An 18,868-nucleotide genomic window follows, 5' to 3' on the forward strand; every position below is an offset into this window, starting at 1 on the left:
TTGAATGTTGCAATAGCAGATGCAGACTTAATTGCAAATGTAAATCATAGATTCCCCAATTCATGTTGCATGCGAATAAGCGGGTACCACTTGGGGCTAGGAGATACAACGGAACTTATAACCGAATGGAAACAAGTACACAAGTTTGACAAAGTATACATATCAAAGGTATTCACTGGAACAATTGTACCTGATGAAATATTAAATTTACCAAATGTAGTATACGGCGGTACTGGCTTTTATTATCCTAAGACAGCCCCGAGACTGCCACCCGAGATTGAGCACCATATGCCGGATTACAATTTATATTCTGAATGGGTTAAAAGAATGATTGATAAAGGTTATAAAAAATCAGAATTTTTCTTTTACACTAGCTGCTCAATCGGGAAACTAACAGATGGTTGTTTTATGGGTTGCTCATTCTGTGTAAACAAGGATTGTACAAAGGTACGTTTCAATGCTCATATAGAGGAATTCCACAACAAAGATTACGGGGTATTCATTTTTCTGGATGACCAGTTTCTTGGGTATAAAGATTGGGAGCCCTTGTTGGACGAAGTAATAAAGACAGGCAAGCCGTTTCAATTTAAACAGGGCTTAGACATAAGGCTAATGACTGACAAGAAAGCCGAGAAGCTCACAAATGCAAATTATTACAAGGATTTTATTTTTGCTTTTGACAATATAAATGATGAACCAATTATAAGAGAAAAGTTGGCATTGTGGAGGAAATACACTCAGAAACGAACTAAGTTATACACTTTCTGCGGATATGAGGAAAAAAGAAACAAACTCCAAGAATATGAAACTGAATTTTGGGTAAAGGACTTGAACAGCGTTTTTAAAAGGATTTTTATTCTAGCTGAATATGATTGTGTTCCTTACATAATGCGGCATTTAGACTACAAACTAAGTCCATTTTCAGCTATCTACAATGAAATAGCAAGTTGGTGTAATCAGCCTTGGGCGTTAAGAACAATGACATATAGACAATTCTGCATCGGACGGGGTATGGGCAAAAGATATAAGCAGTACAAACATGACCCTGAAAGATACTTGCAAGACGGACATAAAAAAGGTTCTTCTTGGGTTCAGATGGAGAAGTTTGAACAGATGTATCCCGAAATTGCGGCAAAGTATTTTGACAAAAAGTATTCGGATGCATGCATGAAAGCAGCATAGAAAGGGGCGTGAAACCATGAATTTAATACCTCAGTTACAAAAGCGGTTAGACAGGTTTGTAAAACAGTCTGAGAAAAACGACAAGGAATACACCGAAAACAAAAAAAGTTTTGAATGCTATTTTTCCGACAGATTCGAAATTGATAAGAAGATCAACGGAGTGTTTGAGCTTCAGAGAAAGAAAATTCGAGAACAGGAATTCTCTGACAAGCAACTGGATATATGGTTGATGAAAATAGCGAACGAGAAGAAGCCGGGTAAGTTAGTACGGAATATAGAGGAAGTGCGAAAGGAAGTGAACGACATTGGGTAGTAAAAAATGGGAGCAGAGTGGAGACAGGTACGTATTGTATTTTCGCCCATTCTACGATGATGAAAAAGTAGCGGAATTATTTAAGGATGAAGATGGAGATTGGTGTTATTCTTCGCCAGTTACTGACTCAACAGAGGAATTTGTTTCTGACGGGAATCGCTGTTTGCATGATGTAAAAATTGAAGTAGAAGATGCAATATATAAACACTATGAGGATGAAAGAAATTACTATCAAGACATATTAGACAGATTTAGTGAATGATAGGCCAGAGGCCGGAAAGTGAGGATTTTATGAGAGTAAATGACACCGCAAAAATAAAAACTGGGCCTTGTGCAGGTATTGAAGGTCTTGTTACAGGAGCTGATTTTCAATTATACAGGGTTACAATGAGACTTTCAGATGGAACATATATAGAGACTAATTGGGAAAACGTCCAGCAAAAAAGTGAGGACACTGATACAGGTGAATCCTTGTGTAGAATTTGCGGGAAACCAGTGAGTCAATGTGACCGAGGATAAAGAGAGGGAGTGAGGACGTTGAACAAAAGTAAAATTGAGTGGTGCGACAGCACTTGGAACCCGGTAACGGGGTGTCTGCATGGTTGTGATTACTGCTATGCTAAAAGAATAGCTGAAAGATTTGGGCAAGTGCCTTGTGAAAACGGCAATTGTAACATAAGCGGTGATTGCGAGATTGAACCATCGTTTAACTGCAAAAGATATTTACAATATGAAAAAATTCATGATTTAGAAGTAGCTATTAGAAATTTTAAGAAAAGGACACAACATGGGAAAGGGATAATACAAGCTTACCCTTATGGCTTTGACCCAACCTTCCACAAATACCGCCTCCTAGAACCATCCCAAAAGACCAAACCTCAAAACATTTTTGTTGTTAGCATGGGCGACCTGTTCGGGGATTGGGTGCCGGATTCATGGATAGACGAAGTATTTCAGGCTTCCTTTAATGCAGACCACCACAGGTATTTGTTTTTAACCAAAAACCCAAGTAGATATAAAAGGTCAGTACAACACTATGAAAGTGAATACAATCCATATGAGACTGAAAATTGGGATAATATCTGGTTTGGAACGACTATAAATAGCCAAAAGGATGAAAGAAGAGTTGTTGAGCTATTGAACTTTGATGAAGGACACAAATTTTTAAGCATTGAGCCTTTATTGGGTGAAATAGATTTGACTGATATTCCGGGGCTAAGTTATCCGGGCTGTACTACACATGATTCGCTTGAAGGAAAACTATACCACCTTGATGATGATGGAAAATGGACACCAGATAATAAAATTGAATGGGTAATAGTCGGAGCAGAGACAGGGCCGGGAGCAAAGCCGCCGGAACCAGAGTGGGTGCAATCAATAATAGACCAGTGCCGGGATGCCGGGATACCATTATTTTTAAAAAATAATCTTAACTGGCCCATGAAAATACAAGAATATCCATGGGAGAAGGAGAAAGCAAAATGAAAGCAATAACACTTTATGAACCTTGGGCAACACTGGTTGCTATGGGTGAAAAGAAAATTGAAACTAGGTCATGGGCTACAAGTTATAGAGGCCCATTAGCAATTCACGCAGCGGCTTCAATGCCGAAGTGGGTAAGAGAACTCTGTCCCAAGTTTGCGAAGATACTCAAAATAAAGGATTATAATGGCTCATGGCTTTACTATCTGGAACATGGAACTGGCCCTTTTGGGAAGGTAGTTGCGACTTGTGACCTAGTTGCTTGCCTACCTATTAGGACAAAAGACGAACTCAATGAAATGGCCTATGCAGACATGGGTGAAAATTGGTATGTAATAGACGGCAATGAGTATCATTTTGGAGATTATACGCCAGGAAGGTATGCATGGATACTCAAAAACATTAAACCACTTCCCGAACCAATCCCGGCAAAAGGGATGCAAAGAATATGGAACTGGAATAATGAAAGGATGTGTAAAGGATGAAGAAACTGAAAATAGTCTTTAAGGATAAATCACAGATTACATACACAATAAAGGATTATGGTCCGTGGGAACCGTACTTCGAGAGACATTTAAAATCAGATATGGAAAGTGCTATATTGCAGCAGTACCCGATAAAAAATAATGAAACAGTAGTGTTAGTTTGAAAGGAAGGTGTAAAGCATGAGGAAAGCAAGATGGAAAGCGTTTGCAATGGATGATATGAATACCGTAGCAGCTAGGACTATGCATGAGGCGGTTGAATGGTATTGTAATGAGTTTGGAATTGACAAAGAAGATACATATCCTTATGAAGTTGATATGAAAAGCCAGTACATGGAGTACCCGATAAGCGAGATACCATCTAACCGCAAGAGAAGGGCAACATGCAACGGAGAAGGTGGACCATGTGTTGAAATTCCACTTAAAAAAGCTCTGAAATATCAGTTAAGGCTACATAAGTATAAAGAACCGTTTATATTGTGTGTTAGTCCGTAGTTCAGCAAATAGAGGAAGTGCGAACCAAGAAAGGGTGAAAGAAATGGTTTGTCCAAAATGTAGCAGCCCCGTGATTGAAACAGATGCAGATGAAGATTATGAGGGTAGAGAAATCAAACGGTATGAATGTATAGAATGTGATTGGTACACATGGGAGTGATAGGCCAGAGGCCGGAAAGGGAGGATTTTATGGGTAAAGAAATAGAGGCACAACAAGAAAATGTTAAAAACTTATTAAATCTAGTACAGGAAAATCCAGAATTAAGAATACTACCGCTAGTAGACACCGAATGTGTAGTGAGTGATGATTACGGTTCATGGGTTGCAAGATGGGACACAACTGAGATTGATTTTGTTTTTGTAAAGGACGAAAGAATGTACCGAAAATCGGCTGATTTTGAAGATTTGGTAGACGAAGCAATGCATGATTTTGATTTCTCCGATGAAAAGGCTAGAAAAATTGTTGACGGTTACGAATGGGAGAAAGTAATACTTGTAAACATTGTGCCATAGAAAGGGTGATTATGATGAAAAATAACAATAAATTTGATAGACATAAACAATTGTGCGAAGAACTGAACGAAGTCTACAAGGCTAAAAACATAGCCTACGGGGACAGCTTCGGGAAGACGTTTCAGGAACTTGGAGTTATCTCGGCTGTAACCCGTATGTACGATAAATTCAACAGAATTAAGGCACTTTCTACCGGGGCAGAAAATAAGGTCATGGATGAAAGCCTGAAAGACACGTTTAAAGACATGGCAAATTACTGCCTTATGACGTTGATAGAGTTGGAAATACAGGAGCAGAGAGGGAGTGAGGACGTTGAGTAAAATGAATGAAATATTAAAAAAGGCAATAGAGACATGGGGCAAAGATGCACAACTAGACATGGTTATAGAGGAAATGTCAGAACTCACAAAAGAGATATGCAAGCACAAAAGAGGTAAGTCAAACAGGGCTGAAATAATCGAAGAAATAGCAGACGTTGAAATAATGATTGAACAACTTATAATTATGTTAGAAATTGATGAGGGCGAAATTGGACTTTTTAAAAGAGAAAAAATAAATCGGTTGGCTGACAGGCTTGGAATAGAAAGGACGGTGTAAAGGATGAAATTCTTTGATTTCATTGATTTTCCATATTACGCATTGATATGCGACGAAACAGAAGAACAGGCAATAAAATTCTACGAAGAACAGGTGTGTGACATAGAAGAAGGCAACGGACCACCTAAGGAACTTACACTTGAAGAAGCAAAAGAAAAGTTTCTTAGTTGTTGTACATCTGAGGCAGACAAGCAAAAAGTACTTGATGAATTTAATATGCTAATTAGTTTTAAAGAACCAACATTATTACTGATTGATGGATGTTTGGTATAGTTCAGCGAATGAATAAATGTATAGCCTAAAATGGCGGAAAGTTGAGGGAAATTTTATGAAAAGAATTATTACACTTTTAATGGTTGCAGTGATGATTATTGGGTTATTTGTATTGACAGGATGCACAGAGGCAGAAAGAGTGTCCCAAAATTTATCACAAGAAGCAGACAATTTTAATGTAGTTAGGCAATTAACAGTTATAAATTGCATACAGGGTGATGTATTGTTTCAAATGACGGGGAAGATGTCTATAACATCCGATAATACAGACCATCAACTTGAAGTAATTGTAGAAGATGAAAACGGGTTATATCAAAAGCATTTTATTGGGTTAAGTGATAATGTTACATATGTTGTTGAACAGAAAAACTTTAAAAATGTTGATAAATACAAGTATACCTTAAACTACAATCCTAAAATGTGGATTCCTGTTGGAGTTAAAAACATTGACTAATACTTAAAAATAAGTCTATTACGCACCAACAGGAGGTGGGATTGATGTTAACAGCAAAGCAATTATCACTAATTGATATAAAAAGTTACGACGTTGAATCAAAATCAATAGAATTGATTAAATACTTTGAACCATTAGCTTTGCAGCATGATCCCAGAGGTTATTGTGTTGCAATGTCTTGGGGCAAGGATAGCATGGCTAACCTAAAATTATTTATTAAAGCCGGAGTTAAATTTTTTATACAGTGGAATATTACAGGCATTGACCCTCCAGAGCTGATTTACTTTGGACGAAGGCAAGCTTATGAACTTGAACTAAAAGGATATAAAGTTATACCCATACATCCAGAAAAGTCTATGATTCAAATGATTGTAGACCATTGTACTCCACCAACAGCATTAATGCGATATTGTTGTGATGAATTAAAAGAAAAACGTCCTGAGATAAATAAAAATTGCATACATTCCTTTGGAGTCAGATGGGATGAAAGTCCTTCAAGAAGCAACGGAAGAGAAGCGATGGAAGTAATATCGAAAAACAAGGAAAATATAAGATTATTCAATGACAATGGCGAAAACCGAAAGCAATTTGAGGTTTGCATGGCGAAGGGGGTTAAAGCTCTAAATCCTATAATTTCATGGACTACAGAACAGATTTGGGATTATCATAAAGCCGAAAGGATAACGTATTGCAAGTTATATGATTGTGGCTTTGATAGGTTAGGTTGTGTCGGCTGTCCGCTAGCAAATAAACCAAATAGAGAATTTGAATTTAAGATGTTCCCTGAGTTCAAAAAGTATTACATGTTGGCCTTTGAAAAAATGGTAGTTGAAAGAAAAAGGCGAAAAGTTGATGAAAAAAGGATTGCTAAAGGGAAAAAGCCTATGCCTTTTGATACTGCAAAGAATGTATGGAATTGGTGGATAGAAAGAAAATCATTACCGGCATTTAATCCAAATCAAATGTACTTAGAGCCGGATGATTAGTACGCATTATGAATAAATTATGTACTTATTATCTGTAATGTGATATCATAAAAACGAACAAAACATTCAATTAGTGAATCAGATAGAACAAATTATGCATGTAAAAGAGGGAACCTATGGCTAAAAAGTACTTAACTCCTGAAGAGCAGCAGGAAGTAATAAAAATGTACCAAACCACAAAATACTCTTATCAGCAGATAGCAGATAATTTCTATGTAAGCAAGGGAACAATTATAAATGTTGTTAAAGGATATCCTTACAACTGCGATAAGCAAGCCGTATACAGTCGTCTACAACAGGAGGCAAAGGGCAACCTTGATGATTGTATTACCAGAGAAATAAAAAAGGCTCAGGAGGCGAACAGAAGGGGAAGTATGACGGCGTATAGTCTACATCTTGAAAGGTTGAAAGAATTATACAAGTATCAGGTGCAAGATAATATATACGAACCAATTAAGCAGCGAAGGTTACAGTGTGAGCAGACAGCATGGCAAGGATTAGCCGATAGTAATTACATAGAGTTTGCAACCAATGCTGATATGTGGGAGATACTGACTGAGATTATCGGGGATTCCCGGAAAAGTCCTTTTAAGATAATGATTCAGGATTCCAACGCCCGACACAAAAGCAAGTCTGTGAGGTATAGTAATCTAATACCGCATACGGTATTTAATTCACGAACAGTAGATTATACAAGGATTTCAGACGATAGTTGGCAATTAATATCAAGGGTATTGCCAGAGCATAAGCCGTTCCGTGGTAAACAATATGCAGGAGATAGGAGTTATTTCAATGCAATTTATAATTCAATCACCACCGGTTCATCTTGGAGGTTATCCGGGAAAAAATATAAACTCGACCCTGACAACCTGAGAAAAGCATTCATTCGATGGTATCAGGCAGGTATTTTTAAAGACCTCTTGGAGCTATGCAGTGTTTGCCGGAAATTACAGGCAATAGAACCCCAATTGATTGAGCTTGAAAGAATACGGCAGGAGAAAGGAACTGTACCAAGGATGAAGGATTTACAGAGCAATAAAATAAGCCCCGGCGATTGCTAGGGCTTTTTCCATTTTGATTATATTAAATTATTGCACAAGTGGTTAGTAATAAAATTTACATTCCAAATTGATTATATTAACCATAACAATATTATACAATTTTTACATAAAAGTCAAGCCGGAATTAACCGCCCCGGCTCGGCTTATGGGGTTATATTGCTTTTGGTTCGTATTTATGTAATTGCCAATCATCGTCATATACGCCAACAAAATCGCTCCATTTGTTTTTGACGATTTTTTTCTGCTTTGCAGCTTCTCCGGTGAACTTATCCGGAATTGGAAGACCATTTTCAACAGCTATCTGTTGCAACTTAACGCCAGTTTTAGTAGTTTTAATTACCTGATAAGCTTTGTATATGCTATTGTCAGCAGGACGGCACTTACACAGAATATCACCTACTACAAAAGGATTTTTGATTTCCTCTGTCTTTTCTTTGGCTTCTACAATTTCCACAATGGCAGCGTAAGGGTCAGTCAATACCATTCCGGCAGCTCCACCATAAAGAATTTTATAAGTTACATTAACAGGTCCACACGATACAACTTCACATTGCCTTCCTGAATTTCTGATACTGACTATAAACCCCGGCTTTATATTTGCCCGACTGAATTGAATTCCGCCCAAGTCAGATAAAGCCTTTTCAAAAAATTCTAGTTTGTCGTGCTCCCATTCGTATTTTTCAAGTCTTTCAGAGATGCGTTGTTCAATATAGTCAGGCGTCAACGGTTCCCCAGAACGTTTTTTTAAGATTTCTCCTTGTTGAACTTTATACAGTGCATTTTCGTATTTTGCAATGTTTTCTTGATGAAATTTAAGGGTTTTATTGCACTCTTTTATTTTATTATCAAGATATACCTTGTCATTCAATTTTGCATTATTTGCGGTCGTTCTGGCTGTTGCTGCTCTATCCTGATAATATTCAGACTTTTTATATTCTTCAAAACCTCTTTCATATCGTGCAATAACTTTGTTTCTGTGTCTGGCGAACGCCTGACTTCCTGCATGACCGGCAATTATCGGCTGAGTTAACCACGACCAATCTTTACGGTATTTATTAAAGTCAGCCTGTAAGGTTACGGCTCTTTTTTCTGCATTCTCAGAATATTGTTCGTATCTTTCGGCCCTTGATTCAGCTCTCTCAGATTTACGTTCAAGTTCTTCAGCATATGAAAGCCTTTCACCAATTGTTCCTGCATCTTCAAGACCTAATTTTTGAGCTGTTTGGATAGCCCAGTAATGATTGTTTATGCTTCGGCTTACCCATGCCCCGGCTGTACGTGACCATAAGAAGCTAGATTTTATTTCCCTTTTCTGCTGTTCTGATAAAGCCATATATTCGGTCTTGCCGAAATGAAGTTCAATTTTCTGTGTTTCCTTGTTTAATAAATATTTACCCATGATATTACATTCCCCTTTCGAATTTACCGGGAATGTGCTAAAATTATAGTTGCACATTCCCATTGTGGTTGTGTGTTCGTGGTACCTCATTACAAAGCTTTGGTCGGTTGTGTAATGGGGTATTTGCTATTTGCTCATACTTTCGATTTTTACACACTGTTGCATGTTGTCAACTACTGTACCTATATTAAAATACTGATTCAAAAAATATTGGTTTGCATCATCGACAGTTCCGTTAAAGCTAGTTGTAATTGTATCGCCGTTTGAATAGATACATTTTACAGTAATCATATTTAACCCACCTTTCGATTAAATTTGCCTGCAGCGTTTGGACTGCATACCTTACGGTATCGGCATTAACCGGATTTCTCCGGCCCATCTGCATTAAATCAAAAAATCCAATGTCAGTATACGAATAAGCTTCGCTCGCTCTCTTTGTTTCTGCTCATATTCAGTGTTTATATCAGAGCCAGAAGTATATCTTATTTGGTTTGCCTGTTTAATGTGTGCATCTGCAAGATGTTCTAATGCCTGCCTAATTGTATCAAGTTCAGCGTTTGTAAAATGCTTTGCTATTTCAATACCTCTCTCGGATTTTAAATAATTGTTATCCATTCCAACACCTCCTATAATAATTTATCAAAGTCAGCTAAACTTTCAACAATACTTTCAAAAGCTTTTTTAAATGCTAACATATAATCAAGGTTGTTAGCATCACAGCATATGTCATATTGCTCCCTAAATTCTTCCTCTAAAATTTCTCTCATTTCATTTAACTTTTTGCTTTTATACATTTTCATTCCTCCATTCTCCCAAATTACGGGAATTAAAATACTACTGAATCCTTACTATTCCTAAATTTTCCTTAAATCTGGTATTCGTAAAATCAATATATTCTCCGGCCTCATCTACACAGACTGTCATGCAACAGTTGTGTATTAAAGGTGTACCGCCTTGGCGGTTTTCCTGAATTTTTACTGATATGCTTTTGTGCATTTTTCCGTGTGTCAGTATATTTGGTACGTCGCTTTTACTGCCTATTCCGAGTAAAGTGTAATATCCTTTCATGTTTGAGTCCTCCATTCTTCTTAAATTCAAGTTTATAATTTAAATCTCAACTCCATAATTGAATTATATTCCACGTACTTTAAATTGTCAAATATATTTTTAAAATATTATTAATAATTTTAAAATAGATAGTTGAATCGTATAATCAAATGTGTTATTCTATACTCAGGAGGTGGTAGTATTGTCTTTAAAGGGAGAATTAAAAGCCTTAATAATCAAATCAGGATGGACAATGACGCAAGTTGTTGATTCCTTAAACAAAAAGCATGATAGAGATACAACAGTTCAGAATTTTAGTTCAAAATTAATTCGGGGAACCTTAAAATATAGTGAGGTTTGCGAAATTTTAGATTTAATAGGATATAAAATTGAATGGGTTCCGAAAGGGGAAAAAGTATGATTACTGCCAAAAGGGCTATCAAAATTACTACTGAGACTGATGATAATAAGCGTAATGAGTTGATTGATAAACTATCAGAGGAAGATGCAAAAATGCTACTAAAACGCTGCTTAAAGGCCGTTATGGATAATTCAAAGCCGGATTTTGAGATTAATTAAATATATGCTCGAGTACAACAAAAAAAGCAAGGGAATTATCACCCTTGCTGATTTAGTCATTTTATATTTCAACTTCTCCCTTGAGCCATTTCTCAAGGAGCTTTATTAAAACATCTGATTCCCGAATAGGTCCGTACACTTCATTGCTATTATTCAGCGATTCTATTTTACGGGTTACAGCTTCTTTCATTCTCGGCGTAACTCTTGCACGTACGTCCTTGTTTTTTGTTGCTTTTTTCTTTGCTTCTGGCATCATATCACCCCAATATTATTCTATTTGACTTCCTGCGACCGCCGAAGCGGTTTCGGGTGGTAGTCAGCCACCCATCATCAGGCAGACTAGAAAATCTCATATCCTGTAACATCACAGTCACGGGATAATATTTCATTGTATATGTCCTCAGCATCTTCTTTGTTGAGTTCGCCATTTTCGATTACTTGTGTTGTAAGGTCGCTAGTAAAGGATACAAATACTTTACCATTGTCTAGTGTTTCAAATTCAACATTCCCAGTATGTTCTTGCCCTTCAAAATCCCAATGTACATTCAATTTCTTCATGCATTACCTCCAATGTAGCCGACACCTTGTTGTGTCTGTCGCTCTGTTGTCTATGCTCATATTGTAGCACGAATGTAGCACAAAAGTAAATAGGGAATCGTTAGACATCTTTCGACAAATTGACCTCAAACCCTTGCAGGAGTAAGTAAAGAAATTTTGAAATTAATGGGAATAGTGCTTTTTCAGGGTTTTTGACTTGGTGTTTTAATCTGTTGTGCATAATAAGATTATAGACAGCAGGAAAGTGAGGGAACTTTGATGGCTAGACGTATGAAATGGGGCAGTTTGGAGGATTTAAGAATTAAAATAGATACTTACTTTGAAACTGAGTCAATACCTACAGACGCAGGATTTTGCTTGTTTATGGGAATAACAAAAGACTGCTTTAATTATTACAAAAATGATAGATATAAGTATAAACACAAATCCGAGGATGAAAAAGCTGAAATATTAAAAGAAATAGAAACAGAAGCGGATGAAAAAGCTGAAATGGAAGCGTTAGAGGACTTTTTAACCATTGCACCCGATATGGAAGTTATTGACAATTACGATGCTTGCAGTAAGTACGATAAAAACGTAGAAGATACTATAAAACGGCAATTGTCCGCAGAATTTAAAAAGGTGTTTTTAAGATTAGAGGATTTTAATCAAAAAGCAGGATACACAGCTAAAAACCCAGCTTATGCTATATTTACTGCAAAAGCACTATTTGGCTACCGCGAAACAGCACCGGAGCAGTCAAACAGCAATCAACTTCCTTCAAAAATTACTATTCAGATTATGCCAGCTCCAGATAAAACAGAGCTTCAGCAACCAACAAAAGTGAGTATAAATGCAAGTAGTGAGTAATTACTACGAAATTGCTATTTCGTGTAATTGATTGCGTTAAAGTACTAAAGTAGCCTAGAACCATAAGGGTTTCGGGTTACTTTATTTTTTCAGCATTTTCCAAAGCGTAATTAAAATGTATTTATACAGTATATTTATACAAGTATTACCCTATAATGTGTATACTTATACATAATAGTACATATATCACAACCACATGGGTGAGTTATAGTATCGTAACATTAAGCCAGAGCTCAGCCGGATTTATGCATCAAGCAGGAGCAGACAGCAGCAACAAACATACCTAATCCAACATACAAGGTTATAGGGGAGGGGGTACACTTAAAACGGGCCAGTCGCAGGATAGGACAGTCCACGTACGTAGTATCCACCAACCAATGTTTAACCGTATAAAAAAGCAGCCCAAAAAGAGTCCACTTGACACCAGAGTGAGAATCTTCCGTCCCACTTTACAAAACAGCCTTAAACTTGCAAGATAATTTCACGTTATAGTGTCAAGCCGGTTGCCAAATTCAATAGCTTTTCTCCTTCTGGTTGCATTCATATTTCTGATAGGGGGAGGGATACCCTTGAAAATGCCTAATGCCTCTGAAAAAGACCTGCCAATTTTAAAATAAAATCAATAAAAAGACCAAAAACATTTATTTTCACATATTATTTTGACCAAAAACATTAAATTTAAGATTTATTATGAGAGTGAAGGAAAACCAAAAGCCTTTTGTGCCTGTTTCAAGTTTTTTCGTTCCAGTCAGAGTTGTATATATAATATATTATACGTATCTGTCTGGCGATTTCCTTGTAAACCACTAATAACAAATATTTCGGGAGTTTTGGAGTGACCCTGTAGGGTCGCAATTTCTTCAAAAGTGACCTTTTAGGGTCGTTTTATTATCAAGGAATTGGAGATATCAAGATGGATACATACTACAAGCGGGAAAGTGTATCAAGTGATGGTGAATTACTCGCTCAAAGGACACAGAAGTTCTATAACCCAATGAAAGAAGGGTATGGATACAACTTCAAATACAAGTCAGCAATGACAAAAAGCTACTTGTCGATTTCGTTGCCGGAATGTTTCTCGGATGCGGAACTGGGCAGGATATATAAAATATCCAGAATGATATATTCCAAGTCCAATTTACTTGCCAAGAGAACCAATGGCGGTATAGTTCCTTTAACACGGGAAGAAATACATGAAAAAATAGGTCTGCATAGAACAAAGTTCGTTCAGTTCTGGAAGAAACTCATTGAAAACAAGATTATTAAATCAATTCCTATCAGCGGAAAAAACTTTTTTTGCATAAGTCCACTTTATTTCAATTCCACAGTTTATATTCCTGTAGATATCTTCATTGCCTTTCAGGAAGAATTAAGGGAACACCTGAGCAATAGAGTATTTGAAGCCTATATGGACATGCATGCAAGCGGAAACTACATGCCAATTATTATGACGGACGGAGATGTGGAAGGAGAAGAATATTTATAATTCTGCCTCATTTCCAGATAAAAATAAATAAAAGTATAAATTTAATACGTTGTACTTGATTATGATAATAACCCGGTTTATAATAAAGTTATCCACAGATATGTGTGGATAAAATGTTAATAAGTGAAGTTATTCACATGTGGAAAACTTGAACAATAGAAGTTTAGGAGGAGGAACATTAAATCAATGAGAAAACATAAATTCAGAGGCAAGAGAGTAGATACGGGTGAGTGGGTGTATGGGTGCTACATAAAAGTTACTCCATATAAAGATAGTGATGGACATAGGATTTGCACTCAGGATACTTGGCTCATAATTCCTGTTATCCCGGAAACAGTAGGACAATACATAGAAACCATAAATGGGCATGAAATATATCATCACGACATTGTGAAAGCCTATAAATACGGAGATACAGAAACTAGTCCATTTATATACGATATAACATATAGAAATGGCACATGGTGGTTTGGAAATTGGACTTGGATTGAATTCTTACAATCATTCAGATGTGTTGAAGTTATCGGCAACATACACGACAATCCGGAGATGATGGAGGTACCTCATGAATAACGATAAGCCACTTTTTGATGTATCAAAAATAGTTATGGATAAAACTGTGCTTTATAATTCGCTTTCAGGTAAAACTTTTAGAGCAGCAGTTGGACAAGTTGACAATATGGTCCTATTCTTATTACAAGATATAGATACCGGGAACATATATGTGATTGACGAAATTGAAATTGACAAAGAGAATAAGCCTGAAAACATAAATCCATACTTCTTCGGACACCCGCATAACGGTACAAGTATACATAGCCCACAAGACAACATACTATCCCTTAAAATACGTCTACCCAACAATGAAGTAGCCATAATTGACGATAAAAAAGTTGCAAAAGTCCAGGAGATTCCTGACTTAATACCGTTTTTTACTGAGCTTGTTACCTTCCACACTGACTATTCCACGGGACAAGTAAAGTCATTACCCACTATTTACGGCATAACTAAAACTAAAAAGTGTGTTAGGCAGCTTCGAGAACTTCGTATAATGAGGTCTAAAAGGTCAAGGAGAGTAAGCCAATATGTACTAATGGATGGGGTTTACAAGGTGGAGGAAGAAGGAGGAATATAAGTGAAGATGGAGCAATATTATGATGCTGCTACTAGTAAAGATGTATACGTTACAAAAATAAGTGAGCAAGAAAAATATCAAAATTTATATGAACCTATAATGCTGACTGTGATTGAAAAAGTAGCACACCAAATAGCTTGTGATATTTTGGAAAAAAACTATTCTGAAATAGTTAGCAAAATTTCACCAGATGCAATAGCAAATATGGCAATTGCAGAAGCAGGAGCTAAAATTCATGAAACATTAAACAAAAAACTACCAGACAAAATATTGGAAATAGAAAAAACACAACAAAAATATATAAACAGGGAATCTTCGGAGGTTTAACAAAATTATGAAAACACTTAACGAAATCATTGAACAATGTAAAACCAACGGCAGACCAGAGTATGACGAATTGCGGTATTCAGTTCTGGTAATGACTGGAATACTAAATCTTGTAAACAGTGAATTAACAAAGCTTTACGTCAAAGGTGAAATGCCAAATGAATTTATACGGAAATTAAAGCTTGATGGCGGTATATGCTCAATGTATGGAAAGGCCTTGAATAAATCTCCAAAGGAATACCTTGGATGGAATAATGACCCTGAAAACCCGGCATATCAAAAGTTTTATGCTATGGGAAATAAGCTACTAGATAAAGTCATTAAGAAGATGGAGGACAGCAATGAAAATACCTGAGAAAGTAAGAATTGGATATATGGATTATGATGTAATTCAGACTGAAAACAATTTGTGTCTGGAGGGTAGAGAATGTCTAGGAATTATTCATTATGAAGATGCAAAAATAGAACTCAATACAAACCGAAATATTCAGAAACAGCAGCAAGCATTTCTACATGAAGTTGTCCATGGAATAGTTAGGGATAGAGGTATTGAATGGGGAGAAAACAATGAATTGTACACTGATGAAATAGCAAAAGGCATTTACTGCTTAATCAGAGATAACCCCGAAATATTTAAGGAGTGTGAGTAAATGAAATGTTTTCTATGGCTCAAACATAAAGTCCGGTACAAGAATGGCAAAGGTTACATATGTATAAGATGCGGTAAAACCGCTCTTGAATGTCAAAAAGATGAAAGGAGGAAAGCCGATGCCTGAAACTGATTTATACCAGTTGGCAATAAAAACAATGGATAAAAAGTGGGAAAATGAATTAATGGAACATGATGAAATAGTCCAATACATGAAATCATACGGATTCACACAAGTTTCTCCACTGATAAATAATCCCGGGCGTTATTTATGCATTACCAAAGAAGGCATAGCTTTAATTACAAAAGATGGTAAAAACTTTGAGCTAAGTGAAGAAATAACCAAAATAAAGCAACATATTCTTAGCCAACAAAATGAAGGGAGAAAAGCATAATGGGAATGGGAAATGAAAATTTATGTGTAGCAGTAGATTGCAAATCTGAAAACCTTAGTAAACTTGCAGATAGTGTAGAAATCAAGGCATGTGACATTTTGAATGGTGTTGTATCCATCTACTCGAAGCTGTTTACTGGGACACAAGAAACAAAAGGCAATGCACCGGTATCAAACGGTGCAAGTATTTTAATGTCTATTAAAAGAACAGACGAAACACTTGCTCAAGTACTACATGCGTTAGCCACAATTGAAGATAACTTATAAGGAGAAGAGTACATGATTTTTAAACAAGCATTTGAAGCAATGAAACAAGGAATGGCAGTAAAACTTCCAAGTTGGAAAGGTTACTGGAAATGGCAAGACGGCACAATCAAGATGTATTGCAAGGACGGAAGGATACTAGATATAAGAGAAAGCGAAGAAATGCTTTTTACTTTAACCAATATCTGTAGTGATGAATGGGAAGTAGTCGGAGAGATACCTACAGACCTGAATATCCAGACATTCACATTTGGTGAAGCAATCAGGAATATGAAAAATGGTAAAAAGGTAGCCCGTAAAGGTTGGAACGGTAAAGGAATGTGTTTACAAGCGCAAATTCCTGATGAACACAGCAAAATGACATTCCCTTATCTTTACATGACAATACCTGACTGCTCAGAAGGAATCAGAAAACTTCCTTGGCAACCGGCACAAGTAGATGTATTTAGTGAAGATTGGGTTATAGTAGAATAGGAGGACTTATGTTGACAAACGTATTAGCTTTTATTATTAGCGTTGCAATGCTTGAAGTATACAGCAGAATTACAATGAAACAAAGATGTCGTAATTGTCAGAAGAGTAAATAAAAACTACATACTCAAGGGACTAACAGCACCGGGACGGATACTCGGTGTTGTTTTTTATATTTTGACCATCTGAACATATCCTGTCTGATATCCTACAATTGACTTCAATATTCACACTATATACCTCCTATTCATGAGCTTACCTTCGGGTAGGCTCTTTTTTTTGACCATTCGTATTGCTGATTTGTTGCAGTATGTAAATATGAAATCTGGCTTCTGAGTAATCAGCAGAAGAATATGGGGGGTGGTTCATCCGGTGGCTAAACAAAGAAAACCAACACCAGGGCAAAAACAAAAGGAAACAATTATTACATTAACTGAAAAGCAAGGAATTTTTGTTAATTGTGAAGCAGACGAAGTTTTATATGGTGGAGCTGCCGGGGGTTAACTGGGCGGAAAAAGTTTTGTTCAGTTGGTTGATGCTATGATTTTTGCTATCAACCACCCCGGAAGTAAGCAGTTGATACTGCGTGAAACATTTCCAGAGCTTGAACGTTCGTTAATAATGACTTCCTTGACAATGTACCCTAGCGACCAATTTCAGTATAATGCCGGGGAACATAGATGGTATCACCTGAATGGCAGCACAATTGAATTCGGGTACTTGGAAAGCTATACAGATGTGTCTAAATATCAATCTGCGGAATATGACATTATCCGAATTGATGAAGGTACGCATATGGATGAAGCAAGAATCACGTATATGAAATCCCGTATTCGTGGTGCCAACGGTTATCCAAAACAAATGAAAATATCAACAAATCCGGGAGGCATAGGACATAAGTTCCTTAAAAAAAGGTTTAGAATCGGGGTTGAAAATGAAAACGAGATATTCACAGATTATGTTGGCAAGGATAAAAACGGCGTTGATAGGTATATAACACGATGCTACATTCCGGCAAAAGTGTACGACAACATATTCTTAATGGAGAAGGACCCAAACTACATAACAAACCTTATGCAGTTACCTGAACGTGAAAGGGATGCCTTGCTAGAAGGCTCATGGGATATATTTGACGACCAAGCATTTCCTGAATTTGACCCGGATATACACACTTATGACCCAGAAAAGACGTTTAAGAATGGGCAAATTCCTAAACACTGGAAACGATGGCGGTCTGCTGATAATGGGTATGACGACCCATTTGCTTTTTATTGGCACGCTATAGACGAACATGGACATGTATGGACATATCGTGAATACACCCGTAGTGAGAAAGACCCCAAGGTAGCATATAAAGACCAAGCTGCGGAAGTTGTTTCCCGGTCAACATACCTAAACGAAGAAACGGGATTATTAGAACCAGAAAAAATACTATATACAGTTATTGGACATGATGCTTTCTTTTCGAATGAAAGGTTAGATGCAAAGAGTATTGAGGAATTTTACAACGAGGGAGGTCTATACGGCTTTGTCCCAACTGCTACGGACCGTAAGCTAAGAACTATAGTTGCACACGAATATTTAAAACCTTATTTTGATGAGAATATTGGGAAAATGACAGCTAAATGGCATATATCAAAAAACTGCAAGGTATTAATTGAGAAATTACCGGATGCAATTAAAGACCCAAAGGATAATGAAAAGTATTTAGATAAAGACGACCACCAGTTAGATGGTGCATTTTACGGAATATTATCGCACCATTCCAAAAAAACCAGACCATTACCGAGCGAAAAAACCGAGCTTCAAAAGCATAAGGAAAAAGCATTAAAAAAATTAAAACGCCAGAGGCGATAAGGAGGAATAAAC

General features: G+C 36.7%; 36 protein-coding genes. 29 read left to right on the forward strand and 7 right to left on the reverse strand.

All coding sequences use genetic code 11. The features are described from left to right. The 15 genes from P0092_RS09275 to P0092_RS09345 all read left to right on the forward strand — a co-directional run bounded on the left by P0092_RS09275 (window position 1) and on the right by P0092_RS09345 (window position 7,841). The gene (locus P0092_RS09275) at window positions 1–1,182 is read left to right on the forward strand and encodes a radical SAM protein (protein ID WP_004620104.1); all 1,182 of its coding nucleotides are present in this window, start codon (window positions 1–3) and stop codon (window positions 1,180–1,182) included. Window positions 1,183–1,198: 16 nt separating this feature from the next. Then, the gene (locus P0092_RS09280; RefSeq protein ID WP_004620107.1) at window positions 1,199–1,495 is read left to right on the forward strand and encodes a hypothetical protein; all 297 of its coding nucleotides are present in this window, start codon (window positions 1,199–1,201) and stop codon (window positions 1,493–1,495) included. A 34-nt stretch (window positions 1,496–1,529) separates the two neighbouring features. Beyond that, on the forward strand, window positions 1,530–1,757 hold the full coding sequence (locus P0092_RS09285; protein ID WP_131451632.1) for a hypothetical protein: 228 nt from the start codon (window positions 1,530–1,532) through the stop codon (window positions 1,755–1,757). A gap of 29 nt (window positions 1,758–1,786) precedes the next feature. Continuing rightward, a complete protein-coding gene (locus P0092_RS09290; RefSeq protein WP_131451634.1) occupies window positions 1,787–2,014 on the forward strand; it encodes a hypothetical protein in 228 nt (75 codons plus the stop codon). A 9-nt stretch (window positions 2,015–2,023) separates the two neighbouring features. Beyond that, the gene (locus tag P0092_RS09295) at window positions 2,024–2,980 is read left to right on the forward strand and encodes a DUF5131 family protein (RefSeq protein WP_422784826.1); all 957 of its coding nucleotides are present in this window, start codon (window positions 2,024–2,026) and stop codon (window positions 2,978–2,980) included. Next, entirely contained in the window at window positions 2,977–3,462 is a 486-nt protein-coding gene (locus P0092_RS09300) for an ASCH domain-containing protein (RefSeq protein ID WP_004620116.1), read from the forward strand. The genes P0092_RS09295 and P0092_RS09300 overlap by 4 nt, the downstream gene beginning before the upstream one ends. After that, window positions 3,459–3,626, forward strand: a complete 168-nt coding sequence (locus P0092_RS09305; RefSeq protein WP_004620118.1) for a hypothetical protein — start codon at window positions 3,459–3,461, stop codon at window positions 3,624–3,626. Before P0092_RS09300 ends, P0092_RS09305 begins: the two co-directional genes overlap by 4 nt. A 16-nt stretch (window positions 3,627–3,642) precedes the next feature. Continuing rightward, window positions 3,643–3,957 carry a hypothetical protein gene (locus tag P0092_RS09310; protein ID WP_004620119.1) on the forward strand — a complete coding sequence of 105 codons (315 nt, stop codon included), beginning with the start codon at window positions 3,643–3,645 and terminating at the stop codon, window positions 3,955–3,957. Window positions 3,958–4,146: 189 nt separating this feature from the next. Next, on the forward strand, window positions 4,147–4,470 hold the full coding sequence (locus tag P0092_RS09315) for an HAD family hydrolase (protein ID WP_004620121.1): 324 nt from the start codon (window positions 4,147–4,149) through the stop codon (window positions 4,468–4,470). An 11-nt stretch (window positions 4,471–4,481) separates the two neighbouring features. Further along, on the forward strand, window positions 4,482–4,790 hold the full coding sequence (locus tag P0092_RS09320; RefSeq protein WP_004620123.1) for a nucleotide modification associated domain-containing protein: 309 nt from the start codon (window positions 4,482–4,484) through the stop codon (window positions 4,788–4,790). A 1-nt stretch (window position 4,791) separates the two neighbouring features. Continuing rightward, window positions 4,792–5,067: a nucleoside triphosphate pyrophosphohydrolase family protein gene (locus P0092_RS09325; protein ID WP_040759081.1), complete on the forward strand. Its 276-nt coding sequence runs from the start codon at window positions 4,792–4,794 to the stop codon at window positions 5,065–5,067. Window positions 5,068–5,070: 3 nt separating this feature from the next. After that, the gene (locus P0092_RS09330) at window positions 5,071–5,340 is read left to right on the forward strand and encodes a hypothetical protein (protein ID WP_004620127.1); all 270 of its coding nucleotides are present in this window, start codon (window positions 5,071–5,073) and stop codon (window positions 5,338–5,340) included. 55 nt (window positions 5,341–5,395) lie between these two features. Next, entirely contained in the window at window positions 5,396–5,794 is a 399-nt protein-coding gene (locus P0092_RS09335) for a beta-sandwich lipoprotein (RefSeq protein ID WP_004620129.1), read from the forward strand. Between the two features lie 44 nt (window positions 5,795–5,838). Beyond that, window positions 5,839–6,780 carry a phosphoadenosine phosphosulfate reductase family protein gene (locus P0092_RS09340; protein ID WP_004620131.1) on the forward strand — a complete coding sequence of 314 codons (942 nt, stop codon included), beginning with the start codon at window positions 5,839–5,841 and terminating at the stop codon, window positions 6,778–6,780. A gap of 116 nt (window positions 6,781–6,896) precedes the next feature. Then, window positions 6,897–7,841: a transposase gene (locus tag P0092_RS09345; RefSeq protein WP_004620133.1), complete on the forward strand. Its 945-nt coding sequence runs from the start codon at window positions 6,897–6,899 to the stop codon at window positions 7,839–7,841. A gap of 151 nt (window positions 7,842–7,992) precedes the next feature. Here the strand turns inward: P0092_RS09345 and P0092_RS09350 are convergent, their stop codons facing one another. The 5 genes from P0092_RS09350 to P0092_RS09370 all read right to left on the reverse strand — a co-directional run bounded on the left by P0092_RS09350 (window position 7,993) and on the right by P0092_RS09370 (window position 10,308). Then, window positions 7,993–9,240: a DUF3560 domain-containing protein gene (locus tag P0092_RS09350; RefSeq protein WP_004620135.1), complete on the reverse strand. Its 1,248-nt coding sequence runs from the start codon at window positions 9,238–9,240 to the stop codon at window positions 7,993–7,995. A gap of 126 nt (window positions 9,241–9,366) precedes the next feature. Continuing rightward, window positions 9,367–9,531 (reverse strand): hypothetical protein, encoded by a 165-nt coding sequence (locus P0092_RS09355; protein WP_004620138.1) that lies wholly within the window; start codon window positions 9,529–9,531, stop codon window positions 9,367–9,369. Between the two features lie 93 nt (window positions 9,532–9,624). After that, complete coding sequence (locus P0092_RS09360; RefSeq protein WP_004620139.1) at window positions 9,625–9,855, reverse strand: hypothetical protein; 231 nt, start codon at window positions 9,853–9,855, stop codon at window positions 9,625–9,627. 11 nt (window positions 9,856–9,866) lie between these two features. After that, window positions 9,867–10,034: a hypothetical protein gene (locus tag P0092_RS09365; protein ID WP_004620141.1), complete on the reverse strand. Its 168-nt coding sequence runs from the start codon at window positions 10,032–10,034 to the stop codon at window positions 9,867–9,869. Between the two features lie 40 nt (window positions 10,035–10,074). Further along, window positions 10,075–10,308: a hypothetical protein gene (locus P0092_RS09370; RefSeq protein ID WP_004620143.1), complete on the reverse strand. Its 234-nt coding sequence runs from the start codon at window positions 10,306–10,308 to the stop codon at window positions 10,075–10,077. A 172-nt stretch (window positions 10,309–10,480) separates the two neighbouring features. Between P0092_RS09370 and P0092_RS09375 the strand changes: the two genes are divergently transcribed. Together P0092_RS09375 and P0092_RS09380 are read left to right on the forward strand one after the other, a co-directional pair. Next, window positions 10,481–10,708 (forward strand): LLM class flavin-dependent oxidoreductase, encoded by a 228-nt coding sequence (locus P0092_RS09375; protein ID WP_199398951.1) that lies wholly within the window; start codon window positions 10,481–10,483, stop codon window positions 10,706–10,708. Then, a complete protein-coding gene (locus tag P0092_RS09380; RefSeq protein ID WP_199398952.1) occupies window positions 10,705–10,866 on the forward strand; it encodes a hypothetical protein in 162 nt (53 codons plus the stop codon). Before P0092_RS09375 ends, P0092_RS09380 begins: the two co-directional genes overlap by 4 nt. Before the next feature lie 61 nt (window positions 10,867–10,927). Here the strand turns inward: P0092_RS09380 and P0092_RS09385 are convergent, their stop codons facing one another. Beyond that, window positions 10,928–11,122 carry a hypothetical protein gene (locus P0092_RS09385; protein WP_004620149.1) on the reverse strand — a complete coding sequence of 65 codons (195 nt, stop codon included), beginning with the start codon at window positions 11,120–11,122 and terminating at the stop codon, window positions 10,928–10,930. A gap of 83 nt (window positions 11,123–11,205) precedes the next feature. Then, entirely contained in the window at window positions 11,206–11,424 is a 219-nt protein-coding gene (locus P0092_RS09390) for a hypothetical protein (protein WP_004620151.1), read from the reverse strand. A 258-nt stretch (window positions 11,425–11,682) separates the two neighbouring features. Here P0092_RS09390 and P0092_RS09395 point away from each other — a divergent pair, with 258 nt between their 5' ends. The 12 genes from P0092_RS09395 to P0092_RS09450 all read left to right on the forward strand — a co-directional run bounded on the left by P0092_RS09395 (window position 11,683) and on the right by P0092_RS09450 (window position 18,856). Beyond that, on the forward strand, window positions 11,683–12,273 hold the full coding sequence (locus P0092_RS09395; RefSeq protein ID WP_004620152.1) for a hypothetical protein: 591 nt from the start codon (window positions 11,683–11,685) through the stop codon (window positions 12,271–12,273). 913 nt (window positions 12,274–13,186) lie between these two features. Next, window positions 13,187–13,759 (forward strand): hypothetical protein, encoded by a 573-nt coding sequence (locus tag P0092_RS09400; RefSeq protein WP_004620153.1) that lies wholly within the window; start codon window positions 13,187–13,189, stop codon window positions 13,757–13,759. Window positions 13,760–13,945: 186 nt separating this feature from the next. Further along, complete coding sequence (locus P0092_RS09405; protein ID WP_004620154.1) at window positions 13,946–14,332, forward strand: YopX family protein; 387 nt, start codon at window positions 13,946–13,948, stop codon at window positions 14,330–14,332. Then, window positions 14,325–14,894, forward strand: a complete 570-nt coding sequence (locus tag P0092_RS09410; protein ID WP_004620155.1) for a hypothetical protein — start codon at window positions 14,325–14,327, stop codon at window positions 14,892–14,894. Before P0092_RS09405 ends, P0092_RS09410 begins: the two co-directional genes overlap by 8 nt. Continuing rightward, window positions 14,895–15,221: a hypothetical protein gene (locus tag P0092_RS09415; RefSeq protein WP_004620156.1), complete on the forward strand. Its 327-nt coding sequence runs from the start codon at window positions 14,895–14,897 to the stop codon at window positions 15,219–15,221. Between the two features lie 7 nt (window positions 15,222–15,228). Next, window positions 15,229–15,576 (forward strand): hypothetical protein, encoded by a 348-nt coding sequence (locus P0092_RS09420; protein WP_004620157.1) that lies wholly within the window; start codon window positions 15,229–15,231, stop codon window positions 15,574–15,576. Continuing rightward, a complete protein-coding gene (locus tag P0092_RS09425; RefSeq protein ID WP_004620158.1) occupies window positions 15,563–15,871 on the forward strand; it encodes a hypothetical protein in 309 nt (102 codons plus the stop codon). Before P0092_RS09420 ends, P0092_RS09425 begins: the two co-directional genes overlap by 14 nt. A 118-nt stretch (window positions 15,872–15,989) precedes the next feature. Beyond that, the gene (locus tag P0092_RS09430; RefSeq protein ID WP_004620159.1) at window positions 15,990–16,265 is read left to right on the forward strand and encodes a hypothetical protein; all 276 of its coding nucleotides are present in this window, start codon (window positions 15,990–15,992) and stop codon (window positions 16,263–16,265) included. Next, complete coding sequence (locus tag P0092_RS09435) at window positions 16,265–16,531, forward strand: hypothetical protein (protein ID WP_004620160.1); 267 nt, start codon at window positions 16,265–16,267, stop codon at window positions 16,529–16,531. The genes P0092_RS09430 and P0092_RS09435 overlap by 1 nt, the downstream gene beginning before the upstream one ends. A 12-nt stretch (window positions 16,532–16,543) precedes the next feature. Next, the gene (locus tag P0092_RS09440; RefSeq protein WP_004620161.1) at window positions 16,544–17,002 is read left to right on the forward strand and encodes a DUF2829 domain-containing protein; all 459 of its coding nucleotides are present in this window, start codon (window positions 16,544–16,546) and stop codon (window positions 17,000–17,002) included. A gap of 369 nt (window positions 17,003–17,371) precedes the next feature. Beyond that, window positions 17,372–17,503, forward strand: coding sequence for a hypothetical protein (locus P0092_RS09445; protein WP_276187176.1), 132 nt, complete (start codon window positions 17,372–17,374; stop codon window positions 17,501–17,503). Beyond that, window positions 17,504–18,856: a terminase large subunit domain-containing protein gene (locus tag P0092_RS09450; protein ID WP_276187223.1), complete on the forward strand. Its 1,353-nt coding sequence runs from the start codon at window positions 17,504–17,506 to the stop codon at window positions 18,854–18,856. The last annotated feature ends 12 nt before the right edge of the window (window positions 18,857–18,868 follow it).

The organism is Ruminiclostridium papyrosolvens DSM 2782, assembly GCF_029318685.1.
GTDB classification, from domain to species: Bacteria; Bacillota; Clostridia; order Acetivibrionales; family DSM-1351; genus Ruminiclostridium; species Ruminiclostridium papyrosolvens.